Below are 14,031 nucleotides of genomic sequence, written 5' to 3'. Positions count from 1 at the left end.
GGTTATTTTTAATTAAAAATATAATTAATGCCTATTTGCACAGCGCTTACTTGTACGTAGTCAGTATTGTTTTTGGTGAAGATGGCATTCGGAATGTAAGCGGCTGTGATATCAAATTTTTTGTTGATAACAGCGCCGACATTTAATGGGAACGAGAACCATCTTGGACTTAATTGCTGTATGTAATTGCTGTGTTCAACTATGCCTACACCTGTATTGTTAAACACGGCTTTATTGCCGCTATAATTTGATATATTAAATGATGTGCCGGCGGCTCCATAAAATTTAAAGCTATCGGTATTGTAAAAGTTGTACAAGATCTGGGGTATTATAGAAATGTTGTTTTGAGTTAATGAATAGGTTTGCGTGCCTCCACTATATACCTGCGTTCCTTTATATTTATTAGCAGTATATGCTAATTGAACTCTGAAAACCAGTTTGCCTGTGTTGGGGTTTGCCAATACGTTTGCCCCAATTGCAATTCTCGGAAAAAAAGATGTTGGAGTTGACTTGCCACCAGTTGATTTAAAATCATCGAAGGCATAATTTGAATTTATGGTACTTATGTTTAACCCTGCTGATGCAAAAAAGAAAGTTCCCTGTTTTTTGCCGGTTGTTGCTTCATCATCTTTTGCACTATTGTGGTTAATCATTCGTGATATATCCACAAGATCAGTATAGTTATAATCAGCTTTTTCAATTCGGGTTTTAATTGCATTGTTACCGTTGTGTTTTTCTGATATGGTAAACAATTGTTGCATGTAACCATTTTCGTTTACGGTTTTGCCATCGTTTTTATAAACGCGGTAAACCAGTTCAACCGGCAGTCCATCCTTTCCTTCGGCAACAAAATAATGGTTCTTCAAATTGTCGGCGTATTCAAATAAAGTAATATTGGCCCCCTTTTGAATGACCTTTAAAAACACCGAGTCGGTTTTTGTATCCGTATTTCTGCCGTTTGAGAGGCTGGAGATATTGGTGGGATCGATATTTAATAACCCAATATATCTCTGGTAGGTTTCCAAATTTGTGGCTTTAAAAAAAGTAATATCACTTGTGCCAAGTTCCCTGCTTTCCTTTTTATCCGGGGATATTTTGAAATTGATTTTTTTAGGATTTACGTTCCATTCTTTAATATTTATGAAACCCTGCAGTGTATCGCCTTTGGTAGTAACAACAAAACCAGGTTTGTAATTGCTTTGTGCAAAAGTAAAAAGTGGCGTAATTAATGCTGCTATCAGCAGTAATTTGAAAAAATAGTTCATTTTGAGAGAGATAAGGTTTAATTGGGCAGCAAGGTATCAAATATATTATTTGATATCAAAAAAAGATGATAAGCCCATTTTTAAGCGCATGAATTGTAATGTAATCAGCTATTTTTACAAATATTAATTACATTTACCCTATCAATTGTAAATTAAGCTGAATGAAACCTCTGCTGCTAAAAGTTTCTTCGGGCCCGGCACATTCATTTAGTGTTAGGTACGATGTATTACCCGATATTAATAACCGCTGGCATTGCCATCCGGAATTGGAACTCATTTATTTAAAAAAGGGAAATGGTACACAGTTTATAGGCGATAGCATTAAGCAGTTTAAGGCTGGCGATATGGTTTTGGTGGGCTCAAACCTGCCGCATTACTGGCGCTTTGATGATACGTACTTTAACCAGGATGAAGGTGCAGGGGTTGAAGTTTTTGTAGTGCATTTTTGTGAAAATTTCTGGGGCGAACAGTTTTTACAATTGCCAGAAAATAAGCTGATAAAGGTACTGCTGGAAAAATCGAAAAGGGGTTTGCAAATAATGGGGGGAACCAAGGAGCGGGTATCCAACCAAATGGCGGCTATGTTAAGCACAGATGGAGCCGAGCGAATTATCATGCTGCTAAAGGCGTTAAATGCTATTGCTATCAGCTTACCTTCAAACTACCTGGCATCCATTGGGTTTAAATATGATCATAACGATTCTGAGAACGATCGTTTGAACAATATTTATGAATATTCGATGCAGAATTTCAGGAAAAAGATTTACCTGGATGAAATAGCCGAAATAGCGGGGGTAAGCTCAAATTCTTTTTGCCGGTATTTTAAATCAAAAACCCGTAAAACATTTTCGCAATTTATTATTGAAATTAAAGTAGGCCATGCCTGTAAATTACTGATAGAAGATAAGCTGAACATTAAACAGTTATGTTACGATAGCGGGTTTAACAATTTTTCAACCTTCCACAAACATTTTAAGCTGGTAACGGGCAAAAGCCCGCTGATGTATCAGAAGGAGTTTACCAAAAATCCGTAGGGGAGTACTTTGTTTTTTGGCATGCTAAGCGGAGTGAAGCATCTTTTCACCGCTATGCCCACCTATGACGTTTTTTTTTTGAATTGTCATCCTGAACGCAGTGAAGGATCTATTGTTCGCCATGCTTCTTCGCCCTGTATAGTCTGCTATTAGATCCTTCACTGCGTTCAGGATGACAAACTTTTTAAAAGGTCATTTCTCCATGAGAGTTTACCTGAATTTGTTAACTACCTATGACATATTTTAAAAAAAATTGTCATCCTGAACGGAGTGAAGGATCTGTTATTCGCCTTGCTTCTTCGCCCTGTATAGTCTGCTATTAGATCCTTCACTCCGTTCAGGACGACAAAGCTTTTAACACGTCATTTCCCTCTTCTGTGTACCCCCGGATTTTCTTTTAAGATAACAATACCAAGCCATCGCCAAAGGAGAGGGTTGCATGAGGCTGTATGCCAAAAAAGCTGAATGTTTTGACCATTTTCCGCTAATTATTTAACTGCAAACTTTATTTCTTTGTATTACCAATGTAATGCTTCTAAAATTATGGGTCACAGATATTGTTTAACGCTTGATTTGGTTGACGATGACAGCCTGATTGCCGAATATGAAAAATACCATGAAGCCATCTGGCCCGAAATTCATAAAAGCATCACCGATTACGGTATCACTAACATGGAAATTTATCGTTTTGACGTACGATTGTTCATGATCATGGAAACAGATGACAGTTTTAGCTTTGAAAAAAAGGCTGCTGCTGATGCTGCCAACGCTAAAGTGCAGGAATGGGAAGCCCTGATGTGGAAGTATCAACAACCTGTAAAAGGCGCCCTCAAAGGCGAAAAATGGGTTTTAATGGATAAAATATTCGCGCTGTAAATTATTGCCAATTACAAAACTAAACATACACATCTCATGCTTAAAAAACTTCAATTATTAGCGATGCTGGTGCTTATAACCGCATCGTCGGTTTCGGCCCAAAAAATGATAGGTAATGAAACCGACGCCCAAAAAGATAAACGTATGGAGTGGTGGAAAGACAGCCGCTTTGGTATGTTTATTCACTGGGGCTTATATTCTGGAGCTGCGAGGCATGAATGGGTAAAGCATAACGAGAAAATTGATAATGCAGGATATCAAAAATATTTCGACCAGTTTAATCCTGATTATTTTGATCCGCAGAAATGGGCCCGCCAGGCTAAAGCTGCTGGTATGAAATACGCGGTACTTACCACAAAACATCATGAAGGTTTTTGCCTTTTCGATTCAAAATTTACAGACTATAAAGCGCCAAATACCAAAGCCAAACGCGATTTGGTGCGCGAGTATGTAAATGCCTTCAGAGGGCAGGGGCTAAAAGTTGGTTTTTATTATTCTTTGTTAGACTGGCACCATCCCGATTATACCATTGATGAAATTCACCCGCAATCGCCTGCTGATAAAAGCGATGCTTCCTATGCTAAGTTGAACAAGAATAGGGATATGGCCAAATACAGGCAATATATGCGCAACCAGATCACCGAGCTACTTACAAACTATGGAAAGATTGATATTCTTTGGCTGGATTTTTCTTTCCCCCGTAAAGATGGACATGGCAAGGGTAAAGATGAATGGGGTTCTGTTGAATTGTTAAAACTCATCAGGAAATTACAGCCGGGTATTATTGTAGATAACCGCCTTAACCTGGAAGAATATAAAGACGGTGCCGATTTTGAAACACCGGAGCAGGTAAGCACTGCCGAATTGGCTAAATATCGTGGCAAAACCTGGGAAACCTGCCAAACATTTTCGGGCTCATGGGGATATTACCGTGATGAAGATACCTGGAAAACACATCGCCAATTGCTTGATCTGTTAATTACTTCGGTAAGTAATGGCGGTAACCTGATCCTGAATGTTGGCCCAACAGCCCGCGGCGAATTTGATTACAGGGCTACCAGCGCACTGGATAGCCTGAGCCACTGGATGCATGCCAATGATAAATCAATTTATAACTGTACCTACGCCCCCGATACCTATAAAATACCCGAAGGTACCAAGCTCACCTATAACAAGGCAATCAAGCATTTATATGTGCAGCTGTTTGATTATCCAAAAGGTAAACTAATTTTGCCCGGCTATAACGGAAAAGTGAAGTATGCACAGTTTTTAAATGATCACTCCGAGTTGTTATACAAAACATCGGGTGCGGATGATCTGGAAGTTACTCTTCCGGCTAAAAAGCCAAATTATGAAATACCGGTTATTGAATTAACCCTCAATGACTAAACATAAGAATATAGACAAAGGAATTTGATATAATGTCGCAAAAAGAAACATATTTAAGGATCCACCCACATGATAATGTGCTGGTAGCCCTGCAAAATCTGGAGCAGGGAACCGAGATAAATTTTGGGGGATCAATTTTTCCGCTCGTTGATCGTGTAGCGGCCAAGCATAAGTTTGCTATAAATGAATTAGTGCAAGGTGCCGAAATATATATGTATGGTGTATTGGTTGGCAAAGCAACCAGTACCATACCCAAAGGTGGCGTACTAACCACCGCAAATGTACATCATGCTTCTGATAGCTATCGTTTAGGCGAACGTAAATTGAACTGGCATCAGCCAGATACAAGTAATTTTGAAGGCAAAAGCTTTATGGGCTACCATCGTACAGATGGTTCTGTTGGTACAGCCAATTACTGGATAGTAGTACCGCTTGTGTTTTGCGAAAATCGTAACATCCAGGTATTAAAAGAAGCCCTGGTTGATAAGCTGGGTTACAAAAAAGCTAAAAGCTACGAAGGCGATGTTGAGCAGTTGATGGAGCTTTACCAGGCCGGAAAATCAGTTGAAGAAATATTGAACGCCGATATTCAGGCAAGCATCGATAAACCAAACTCTAAACGGTTATTTAAAAATATCGACGGGATAAAATTTTTAAATCACAGTATGGGCTGTGGCGGTACTAAGGATGATTCTGATGCACTATGCGGATTAATAGCCGGCTACATAACCCATCCAAATGTTGCGGGTGCTACTGTGTTGAGTTTGGGCTGCCAGCATGCGCAGGTTAGCATATTGCAGGCCGAGATCGCTAAACGCGATCCTGCTTTCAACAAACCAATGGTAGTGCTGGAGCAGCAAAAAGTAGGTACCGAAAGTGAATTATTGCAGCAAGCCCTTAAGCAAACATTTGCCGGCCTTGTACAGGCAAACCAAACCCAACGCCAGCCTGCATCACTTTCAAAATTATGTATTGGTCTGGAGTGCGGCGGCTCAGATGGTTTTTCGGGTATTTCGGCAAACCCTGCTTTGGGCTATGTGTCAGATATGTTGGTGACGATGGGTGGTTCGGTAATTTTAGCCGAGTTTCCGGAGTTGTGTGGCGTGGAGCAGGAACTGAGTGATCGTTGTGCCGATGAGGAAACGGCCAATCGTTTTATGCACTTAATGACCACGTATAACGCCCGTGCAGAGGCTGATGGATCGGGCTTTTATGCCAATCCTTCGCCGGGTAATGTTCGGGATGGATTGATCACTGATGCTATAAAATCTGCCGGAGCTGCCAAAAAAGGCGGCACATCACCGGTAACCGCCGTATTAGATTATCCCGAAAAGGTAACTAAACCCGGGTTGAACCTGTTATGCACTCCCGGCAGTGATGTGGAAAGTACCACAGCCGAAGTGGGTTCTGGCGCCAACATTGTATTATTTACCACAGGTTTAGGTACCCCAACAGGTAACCCGATTACACCGGTGATTAAGCTTTCAACCAATACGGTGATGTTTGAGCGGATGCCCGATATTATCGATATCAACTGTGGTACCATCATCGAGGGTGATGAAACCATTCAGCAGGCAGGCGAGCGGATTTTAAATTACGTTATACAGGTTGCCAGTGGCGAAGCAGAGCCAAAATCAGTAAAGCTTGGCCAGGATGATTTTATACCATGGAAGCGTGGAGTGTCATTATAGTTGCAATATTGAAAAAAAAATTGTCAATTTAACAGCATCGAAATATCAATTTGCCAATAAGTAACGTATGCTAATAGATCATTCGTTTTGCCGCGACGATAAATAAAAATAGAAATTAATAAAACTCTTTGTAATCCTGCACAACAAAGGGACGGCAAAGTTTTAATAACATCATTAAAAATATGTTCAAACTAACCAATAAATCTGTAGTAATAACTGGCGGCGGCAGCGGAATAGGCAAGGCCATGTCGATACTTTTTGCGCAGCAGGGCGCTACCGTACACATCATCGAATTAAATGATAAAGCAGCAGCCGATACTGTAACCGAAATTGAGGCTGCCAATGGCAAAGCCAAAGGTTACGCCTGTGATGTAAGTAGCCAGGAGCAGGTTTTAAATGTTTTTGCACAGATAGGTACTATTGATATTTTAATAAATAACGCGGGGATAGCGCATATTGGACGTGCGGATACTACCAGTACTGCCGACTTTGAGAAAGTGTTCAACGTAAATGTAAAAGGGGCATATAATTGCCTTTATGCGGTAATCCCGATGTTGAAAGCAAACGGTGGTGGAGTAATTTTAAATACGGCATCTATCGCGGCCAGCGTTGGTATCACCGATAGGTTTGCGTACTCCATGAGCAAGGGCGCCATACATGCCATGACGTTATCTGTAGCACGTGATTACCTGCATGATAACATCAGGTGCAATTGCATTTCGCCGGCGCGTATCCATACCCCTTTTGTGGATGGATTTATCGCTAAGAATTATGCAGGTCAGGAGGCAGAGATTTTTGAGAAACTGTCAAAAAGCCAGCCCATTGGCAGGATGGGAAAATCAGAAGAAGTAGCCGCGTTGGCTTTATATTTATGTTCAGACGAAGCCGGATTTATTACCGGGACAGATTACCCAATCGATGGCGGATTTATAACCTTGAATAATTAAAACCAAAACATATAACAATTAAATATGAAGCTTATCCGATTTGGAGAAAACGGCAAAGAAAAAACAGGAGTTATCCTTGATAATAAAAAATACGATACTTCGGCTTTTGGCGAAGATTATACGGAGCAGTTTTTTGAAACGGACGGCCTTGCCCGTTTAGCAACTTTTATAAAAGATGCCACCCTGCCCCTGGTTGCAGATGATGTACGTTTAGGCAGCCCAATTGCCCGCCCATCAAAAATTATCTGCATTGGCTTAAATTATGCCGATCATGCACATGAAACCAATGCCCCACTACCACCAGAGCCGGTAATTTTCATGAAGGCTACCACAGCGATAGTTGGTCCGTTTGATAATATTGTTATTCCTAAAAATTCTGTAAAAACAGATTGGGAAGTTGAGCTGGCTGTAGTTATTGGTAAAAAAGCATCTTATGTAGATGAGGCCGACGCGATGGATTACGTTGCCGGTTATGTATTGCATAATGATGTATCTGAACGCGAATTTCAGTTAGAGCGTAACGGCACCTGGGATAAAGGAAAGGGTTGCGATACTTTTGCGCCGCTCGGTCCGTTCTTAGCTACAACTGATGAGATAGAAGATCCACATAACCTGCATTTGTGGTTAAAAGTTAATGGTGAAATTATGCAGTATGGCACCACTTCAAACTTTATATTTAATTTACCACAAGTAATATCATATACCAGCCAGTTTATGACCTTGTTGCCTGGCGATATTATTTCAACGGGTACGCCTGCTGGTGTTGGCTTGGGTATGAAGCCACCTGTTTATCTTAAACCAGGCGATGTGGTTGAGCTTGGTATTGATGGTCTTGGTGAATCAAAACAAAAAGTTATAGCGTATGACTAAAATAGATGCTCATCAGCATTTTTGGCTATTTGATCCGGTTAGGGACAACTGGATCAATGATGAAATGCTTGCGATTAAGCAGGATTTTTTGCCTGCCCAGCTGTTGCCCGTTTTACAGCAAAATGGAATGGATGGTTGCGTAGCTATTCAGGCCAATCAAACAGATGATGAAACCATGTTTTTGTTAGATCTGGCTGATGAACATTCTTTTATCAAAGGTGTAGTAGGATGGGTTGATCTGAAAGCTGATAATCTTGAAGAAAAGCTAAAGGAATACAGCATGTACAATCAGCTTAAGGGTTTCAGGCATATTTTACAATCGGAGCCGGATAAGCAATATATGCTGCAGCCTGCTTTTCAAAAAGGGATTGCCGCGCTGCAAAGGCATGGTTATACTTATGATATCCTGATATACCCAGAGCATTTGCCTTATGCAACTGAATTGGTTGGTGGTTTCCCCGATCAGAAATTTGTGGTTGACCATATGGCCAAGCCACCCATCAAAACCCAGGAAATTAAAGACTGGCAAGCTGATATAGAATCATTAGCGAAACATCAAAACGTATTTTGCAAAATTTCGGGCTTGCTAACTGAGGCCGACTGGGCAAAATGGAAAATTGCAGATTTTACCGCATACCTTGATGTGGTGTTTAATGCTTTTGGCGCAAACCGCATCATGTTCGGTTCCGACTGGCCGGTTTGCCTGTTGGCCGGAGCCTACAAAAGTTCATTAGATGTTTTGCACTCGTTTATTGCAAAACTATCAGCCATTGAGCAGGAATTATTTTTTGGAGGTAACGCTATTTCGTTTTATAACTTATAGTAGTTTCAGATTGATAATATTGTTCTCATTTTGAGAGTGTAAAACTTACGGGGTGTCAAAACTTCGTAAGTTTTTTCTTTGTGACTTTTTCCCGTTTCTTCGTTTCTGCATCTGTAAAAGAAGAGGATACAACACCAAACCTGCTTGTTTTTTTTGGCAAATTTAGAAACAAGTTCGGGGCAATTTACCGCATAAAAGCAGCGCATCTAAAATCTTCTTTTATTTTGCCATTAAATTGTAACAATCTGTTAACTATCGGCGTTAATAAATTGTTGGCACATATTTAGCTATATAATCATTACGATTTGCTGCTAAAATTTTAAACCTATAAGTATTTTTACTTTAACTAACGTTTTAGATGTGCTATCTCAAAAATTTATTTTAAACGTTATGTATATTATCTTATTTCAAATTGCCGCCCTGCTTGCCGTAATCATTTTACCCATATTTATTATTCGTGCTAGAACACGCAGGAAAACCAAAAATGTAGTAAAGTACAAGATTGATACTGATACTACGTACGCCCGCTATGCTATTAATGAAAATGGTTTTCTTGAAGAAATAAACGAAGGGAAACTGTCTAAACACAGAAATTAGTATGTGTACAGCACATTATGTAAAGACGATTGTCCAAATTTGAGGACAATCGTCTTTTTGTATCTATACAACTTTAGGTAGTTAAAATAATAAAATAGTAATAAGCACCTTAATGCGTTAAAATTGAATATTTCATTGCCGAAATTAATATCAACTACAAAGCAATAATTTAAAAGGTGTGCTCATCAGCACTTGGGCCATAGCTGCCCGGTATGGGTATATTTAACAGGCGCAAATACACACCTAACTGCGCCCTGTGGTGCACAATTTGCGAATAGCTCATCCTGATCATTTCACCTTTTGTAGATTTATTCAATATCTGGTCACCATTACGGAGTGTCCATGTTTTGGAAAATTCCTTTTCGTCTGCTTTCTCTAAACTGGCTTTGCCTTGAGCGAGTGTTTTTTCAAAAAACTTTAACAGATCTGGTGTATTTTCTATCGGCTCAGGTATGTATGGGTTGCTGGCAAAATCAAGTTCGTCGGTAGTAAGTGCAATAGTTACCCAACCTGGTAATTCGGCAATATGTGCGGCAAGGCGCTGTAAAGTCATGCTTTTTTCATGAGGTTGCCACTGAAATTTTTCGGTTGGTACGCGCTCAAGCATTTTCCTGGTAGTTTGAGCTTCCTGCTCCATTTCTTTTAATAACATTGGGATGATTGACATAGCCTTATTGTTTTGATTATAATTCAAAGTAACAACCCGGTAGTGACAGCCCTATGTCAGCAGGTTTTTATAAAAGAAATAAATGTTAAAGAATATGTAAATTGCTTGAGAAACCAATCCTAATCCATCATAAAAAGCATGTTATCCTTTCCGCCATCCACCATCCATTGGGATCCCAATATTATCACTGACGAAAATGGCGAGGCCCGGATTTCTTTTTACGCGGCAGATCAACCAACATCGTATACCCTTATATTGCTGGGAACAGACCTGAAAGGTAATTTGGGGTTTAAAACAGCAACAATAAATGTTAAGTAAATGAAAAGAGTATTTTTAGTTTTGATGATCGTGCTGCACTTCACCGCCTATTCCCAGTCGCGTAAAAAAGTTATAATCGTACTCACTTATGATGATGGTCTTGCATCGCAATTGGATATCGCCATTCCACAACTGGATTCTTTGGGGTTTAAAGGCACCTTCTTCCTTACCGGCTATGTTGGGCCAAAAACCATCCCACGCTGGCGCCAGGTTGCTTTAAAAGGGCACGAGCTGGCCAATCATTCTTTATACCATCCTTGCCTGCTTACCACGGTAAAAGGCAATGCTGCAAACAACTCGGCAAATTATTCGGTTTACATGATGCTGCGTGAAATTGGCGAAATGAATAACCTGCTGTTTGCTGTTGATGGCGGAGTATCCCCGCGTACTTATGCTTACCCCTGTACCGAGGTAGCCGTTGGAGATACTAATTATGTTGATTCGTTGAAGCAATCGGGCCTGGTAAAGTACGCCAGGATTGGTGGCGGCCCCGACGCCGTGATCTCCGACTTTAAAAAACTCGACCCATTGCAGGTGCCAGCCTGGGGGATTCATGCCGGCGTTACCGGTGATGAACTGATTGCCTTTGTTAAAAAGGTACAGCAAAGCGGTGGTATGGGCGTATTGATGTTTCACGGTGTAGGAGGCGATTATATTACTACTCCCGCTGCCGCGCATAAACAATTATTGCTTTACCTAAAGCAGCATGAAAATGAAATTGAAGTAACCACTTTTAGGGCAGGGATGGATGGGGTTGCCGCCTTAAATCACAATTAATATAATTGGGAATCCAATCATAACCATGAAACGTATTTTTCTTTATCTCCTGTTTTTTTTGCCGGTTACATGCCTGGCACAAAGTCCTGTTGTTGACAATTTATCCAGCGAATACCTGGTAAATCCCATAGGGATTGATATCACACATCCCCGCCTCAGCTGGAAGATAGTAGCAACTCAAAATAACACCCTGCAGCAAGCCTATAACATTACGGTTGCAACCGACGCTTCGTTTTCATCCTCAAAAACGGTTTGGAACATGGGCAAAGTAAATTCAGACTCCTCGGTATTGATTACCTATAACGGTGCTGCTTTAAAATCAGCTACCCGTTACTACTGGAGGGTAAAGATATGGGATAACCACAGCCATACATCGGCGTGGAGCAAACCCGCGTATTTTGAAACCGGCCTGCTTGCCACAAGCGACTGGACGGCCAGCTGGATTCAGCCTAAGCATGATTCTGTGCGCAAGATACCGGCAATTATGCTGCGTAAGCAGTTCACTACCTCTAAAAAGATAGTATCGGCAAGGGCTTATGCAACTGCACACGGTTTGTATGAATTATACCTTAACGGGCACAAAGTAGGCAACCAGTTACTTACCCCCGGATGGACAGAATATAAAAAGCGCCTGCAATACCAGGTTTATGATATAACCGCCATGCTGCAGCAGGGTGATAACGTGATAGGGGCAATGGTAGGTGATGGCTGGTTTAGGGGAACTATAGCCTTTAATAATCAATGGGGCTTTTGGGGTAAAAAATTGGCGCTATTATGCCAGTTGCAGATCACCTATACAGATGGAACGGTAGAAAATATTAATTCTGATAGTTCATGGAAAAGCACCCTGGCGGGCCCTGTAACCCTTAATGGAATTTACGATGGCGAGAATTATGATGCCCGCAAAGAAATACCGGGCTGGGCCAACAAAGGGTTTAACGATGCTGCCTGGACAGCTGTAAACGTTGCTGATATAGATAAAAAAACATTGGTAGGTGTGGAGAGCGTTCCTGTACACAGAATTGCCGAACTAAAGCCCATAGCCATTTTTAAAAGTGCCAAAGGTACCCAGATAGTAGATTTTGGGCAGAATATGACAGGTTGGGTTAGGCTTAAAGTAAATGGTAAGGCCGGTACAACGGTTAATATCAAACACGCCGAAGTACTGGATAAATTTGGTGAGTTTTATACAGCCAATCTGCGTGCTGCTACGGCTACTATCAATTATACCTTGAAAGGTGGCGGCGATGAAGTATTTGAGCCTCATTTTACTTTTATGGGTTTCAGGTATATTGCTGTAGAAGGCTTTCCCGGTGAGTTAAAACCTGAAAATTTTACTGCAGTGGTGGTGCATTCAGATATGAAAGTAACAGGCGAATTTACCTGTTCAGATACCATGATCAACAAATTGCAGCACAATATTCAATGGGGGCAAAAAGGTAATTTTTTAGATATTCCTACCGATTGCCCGCAGCGCGACGAACGTTTGGGTTGGACAGGTGATGCGCAGGTTTTCTCGCGCACGGCATCATTTAACATGAATGTAGCGCCGTTTTTTGCCAAGTGGATGAAGGATGTTGCTGCTGATCAGTACCCGGATGGAGGCGTACCATTTGTGGTACCCGATGTTTTACAAACCAACCGCACAACATCGGCAGGCTGGGGCGATGTGGCCGTTATTGTACCGTGGACAATGTACCAGGTTTATGCTGATAAACGTATTCTGCAAACCCAATACCCCAGCATGAAGGCTTATGTAGATAAGATCATCAAAAGAGCCGGCGATAGCCATATATGGCGTGGTGGTAGTGTTTTTGGCGATTGGCTATTCTATCGCCCCGGTATTCATGATTTTTCGGAGCCCAACGGCTATACCAATCCTGATATGATTGCTACGGCTTTTTACGCATACTCATCAAAATTGCTAAGCCAGGCCGCAGGTGCATTAGGTAATACTGCCGATGAAAAAAAATATGATGATGTTTACCAGCAGGTAAAGAAAGCATTTGTCCAAAATTATATAACGCCCACCGGGCGCATATTTGCCGATTCGCAAACAGGATATGTACTGGCCTTAAAGTTTGACCTGGTTCCCGATAGCCTGAAGAACAAAGCGGCAGCTTACCTGGTTGAGGATGTGCGCAGCCGCAACAACCATTTATCTACCGGGTTTTTAGGTACACCTTATTTGTGCCAGGTGTTATCACAAAACGGATATGCAAATGTGGCTTATGACCTGTTGTTGCAAAAGACTTATCCGTCATGGTTATACCCCGTAAAAATGGGTGCAACTACCATTTGGGAGCGTTGGGATGGCATCAAAACCGATAGTACTTTCCAGGATAAAAGCATGAACTCCTTTAACCACTACTCGTACGGAGCAGTTGGCGATTGGATGTATCAGAATGTAACAGGTTTGCAGGTTGGTAAACCGGGTTATAAGTATATAGTACTAAAACCACAGCCGAGCCCTAAATTTACATTTGCCAAAGCCACTTTCGAAACCATGTATGGGCAGATACTTTCGGCCTGGGAAGTTAAGGATGGCGTAATGCAGGTGCATGTTAAAATTCCGGCCAATACAACAGCCAGTGTAAGCCTGCCACAGGCTCATCCTGAAGATGTAAAGCAGGATGGTAAGTCTATAACGGGTGCCAGTACCGATGTTGACGGTGTCACCATACAACTTGGCTCCGGAGAGTATACGTTTAGTTATCCCTGGGTAGTGTTGAAAGAGAAGATTGCCGCAAGATAAGATTGAAAGCCTGGTTGGATGA

Annotated in this window: 12 protein-coding genes; 10 read left to right on the top strand and 2 right to left on the bottom strand. The window is 41.3% G+C overall.

Going from position 1 to position 14,031, the window contains the following annotated elements:
• Nucleotides 1-8: 8 nt before the first annotated feature.
• Nucleotides 9-1,265 carry a hypothetical protein gene (locus AC1D0K_RS11610; RefSeq protein WP_477394012.1) on the bottom strand — a complete coding sequence of 419 codons (1,257 nt, stop codon included), beginning with the start codon at nucleotides 1,263-1,265 and terminating at the stop codon, nucleotides 9-11.
• A 161-nt stretch (nucleotides 1,266-1,426) separates the two neighbouring features.
• Between AC1D0K_RS11610 and AC1D0K_RS11605 the strand changes: the two genes are divergently transcribed.
• From AC1D0K_RS11605 to AC1D0K_RS11575, 7 genes are all read left to right on the top strand, one after another.
• Nucleotides 1,427-2,299 carry an AraC family transcriptional regulator gene (locus AC1D0K_RS11605; RefSeq protein ID WP_477463058.1) on the top strand — a complete coding sequence of 291 codons (873 nt, stop codon included), beginning with the start codon at nucleotides 1,427-1,429 and terminating at the stop codon, nucleotides 2,297-2,299.
• A 543-nt stretch (nucleotides 2,300-2,842) separates the two neighbouring features.
• On the top strand, nucleotides 2,843-3,175 hold the full coding sequence (locus AC1D0K_RS11600) for an L-rhamnose mutarotase (protein WP_295719601.1): 333 nt from the start codon (nucleotides 2,843-2,845) through the stop codon (nucleotides 3,173-3,175).
• Between the two features lie 36 nt (nucleotides 3,176-3,211).
• Complete coding sequence (locus tag AC1D0K_RS11595) at nucleotides 3,212-4,564, top strand: alpha-L-fucosidase (protein ID WP_477395614.1); 1,353 nt, start codon at nucleotides 3,212-3,214, stop codon at nucleotides 4,562-4,564.
• Nucleotides 4,565-4,596: 32 nt separating this feature from the next.
• The gene (locus AC1D0K_RS11590; protein WP_477441943.1) at nucleotides 4,597-6,255 is read left to right on the top strand and encodes a UxaA family hydrolase; all 1,659 of its coding nucleotides are present in this window, start codon (nucleotides 4,597-4,599) and stop codon (nucleotides 6,253-6,255) included.
• Between the two features lie 182 nt (nucleotides 6,256-6,437).
• Nucleotides 6,438-7,202: an SDR family NAD(P)-dependent oxidoreductase gene (locus tag AC1D0K_RS11585; RefSeq protein ID WP_477395618.1), complete on the top strand. Its 765-nt coding sequence runs from the start codon at nucleotides 6,438-6,440 to the stop codon at nucleotides 7,200-7,202.
• A 24-nt stretch (nucleotides 7,203-7,226) separates the two neighbouring features.
• On the top strand, nucleotides 7,227-8,072 hold the full coding sequence (locus tag AC1D0K_RS11580) for a fumarylacetoacetate hydrolase family protein (protein ID WP_477395620.1): 846 nt from the start codon (nucleotides 7,227-7,229) through the stop codon (nucleotides 8,070-8,072).
• Nucleotides 8,065-8,895 (top strand): amidohydrolase family protein, encoded by an 831-nt coding sequence (locus tag AC1D0K_RS11575; RefSeq protein WP_477395622.1) that lies wholly within the window; start codon nucleotides 8,065-8,067, stop codon nucleotides 8,893-8,895. Before AC1D0K_RS11580 ends, AC1D0K_RS11575 begins: the two co-directional genes overlap by 8 nt.
• A 766-nt stretch (nucleotides 8,896-9,661) precedes the next feature.
• Here AC1D0K_RS11575 and AC1D0K_RS11570 read toward each other — a convergent pair.
• A complete protein-coding gene (locus AC1D0K_RS11570) occupies nucleotides 9,662-10,159 on the bottom strand; it encodes a DinB family protein (protein WP_477395624.1) in 498 nt (165 codons plus the stop codon).
• Nucleotides 10,160-10,297: 138 nt separating this feature from the next.
• Between AC1D0K_RS11570 and AC1D0K_RS11565 the strand changes: the two genes are divergently transcribed.
• From AC1D0K_RS11565 to AC1D0K_RS11555, 3 genes are read left to right on the top strand one after another with little or no spacing between them, the layout of a single operon-like run.
• Entirely contained in the window at nucleotides 10,298-10,477 is a 180-nt protein-coding gene (locus tag AC1D0K_RS11565; RefSeq protein WP_477395626.1) for a hypothetical protein, read from the top strand.
• Nucleotides 10,478-11,254, top strand: coding sequence for a polysaccharide deacetylase family protein (locus AC1D0K_RS11560; protein ID WP_477395628.1), 777 nt, complete (start codon nucleotides 10,478-10,480; stop codon nucleotides 11,252-11,254).
• Between the two features lie 25 nt (nucleotides 11,255-11,279).
• The gene (locus AC1D0K_RS11555; RefSeq protein ID WP_477395631.1) at nucleotides 11,280-14,009 is read left to right on the top strand and encodes a glycoside hydrolase family 78 protein; all 2,730 of its coding nucleotides are present in this window, start codon (nucleotides 11,280-11,282) and stop codon (nucleotides 14,007-14,009) included.
• Nucleotides 14,010-14,031 lie beyond the last annotated feature (22 nt).

This window comes from Mucilaginibacter sp. P1_A3 (assembly GCF_056406855.1).
The sequence above is the reverse complement of the archived record's forward strand: the minus strand, read 5'-3'. Positions and strand labels throughout refer to the sequence as shown.

Coding starts and splice junctions, on each gene's coding strand:
- AC1D0K_RS11610 (WP_477394012.1), bottom strand. CDS start 1,265: ATGAACTATTTTTTCAAATTACTGCTGATAGCAGCATTAATTACGCCA.
- AC1D0K_RS11565 (WP_477395626.1), top strand. CDS start 10,298: ATGTTATCCTTTCCGCCATCCACCATCCATTGGGATCCCAATATTATC.
- AC1D0K_RS11570 (WP_477395624.1), bottom strand. CDS start 10,159: ATGTCAATCATCCCAATGTTATTAAAAGAAATGGAGCAGGAAGCTCAA.
- AC1D0K_RS11555 (WP_477395631.1), top strand. CDS start 11,280: ATGAAACGTATTTTTCTTTATCTCCTGTTTTTTTTGCCGGTTACATGC.
- AC1D0K_RS11560 (WP_477395628.1), top strand. CDS start 10,478: ATGAAAAGAGTATTTTTAGTTTTGATGATCGTGCTGCACTTCACCGCC.
- AC1D0K_RS11600 (WP_295719601.1), top strand. CDS start 2,843: ATGGGTCACAGATATTGTTTAACGCTTGATTTGGTTGACGATGACAGC.
- AC1D0K_RS11580 (WP_477395620.1), top strand. CDS start 7,227: ATGAAGCTTATCCGATTTGGAGAAAACGGCAAAGAAAAAACAGGAGTT.
- AC1D0K_RS11590 (WP_477441943.1), top strand. CDS start 4,597: ATGTCGCAAAAAGAAACATATTTAAGGATCCACCCACATGATAATGTG.
- AC1D0K_RS11605 (WP_477463058.1), top strand. CDS start 1,427: ATGAAACCTCTGCTGCTAAAAGTTTCTTCGGGCCCGGCACATTCATTT.
- AC1D0K_RS11575 (WP_477395622.1), top strand. CDS start 8,065: ATGACTAAAATAGATGCTCATCAGCATTTTTGGCTATTTGATCCGGTT.
- AC1D0K_RS11595 (WP_477395614.1), top strand. CDS start 3,212: ATGCTTAAAAAACTTCAATTATTAGCGATGCTGGTGCTTATAACCGCA.
- AC1D0K_RS11585 (WP_477395618.1), top strand. CDS start 6,438: ATGTTCAAACTAACCAATAAATCTGTAGTAATAACTGGCGGCGGCAGC.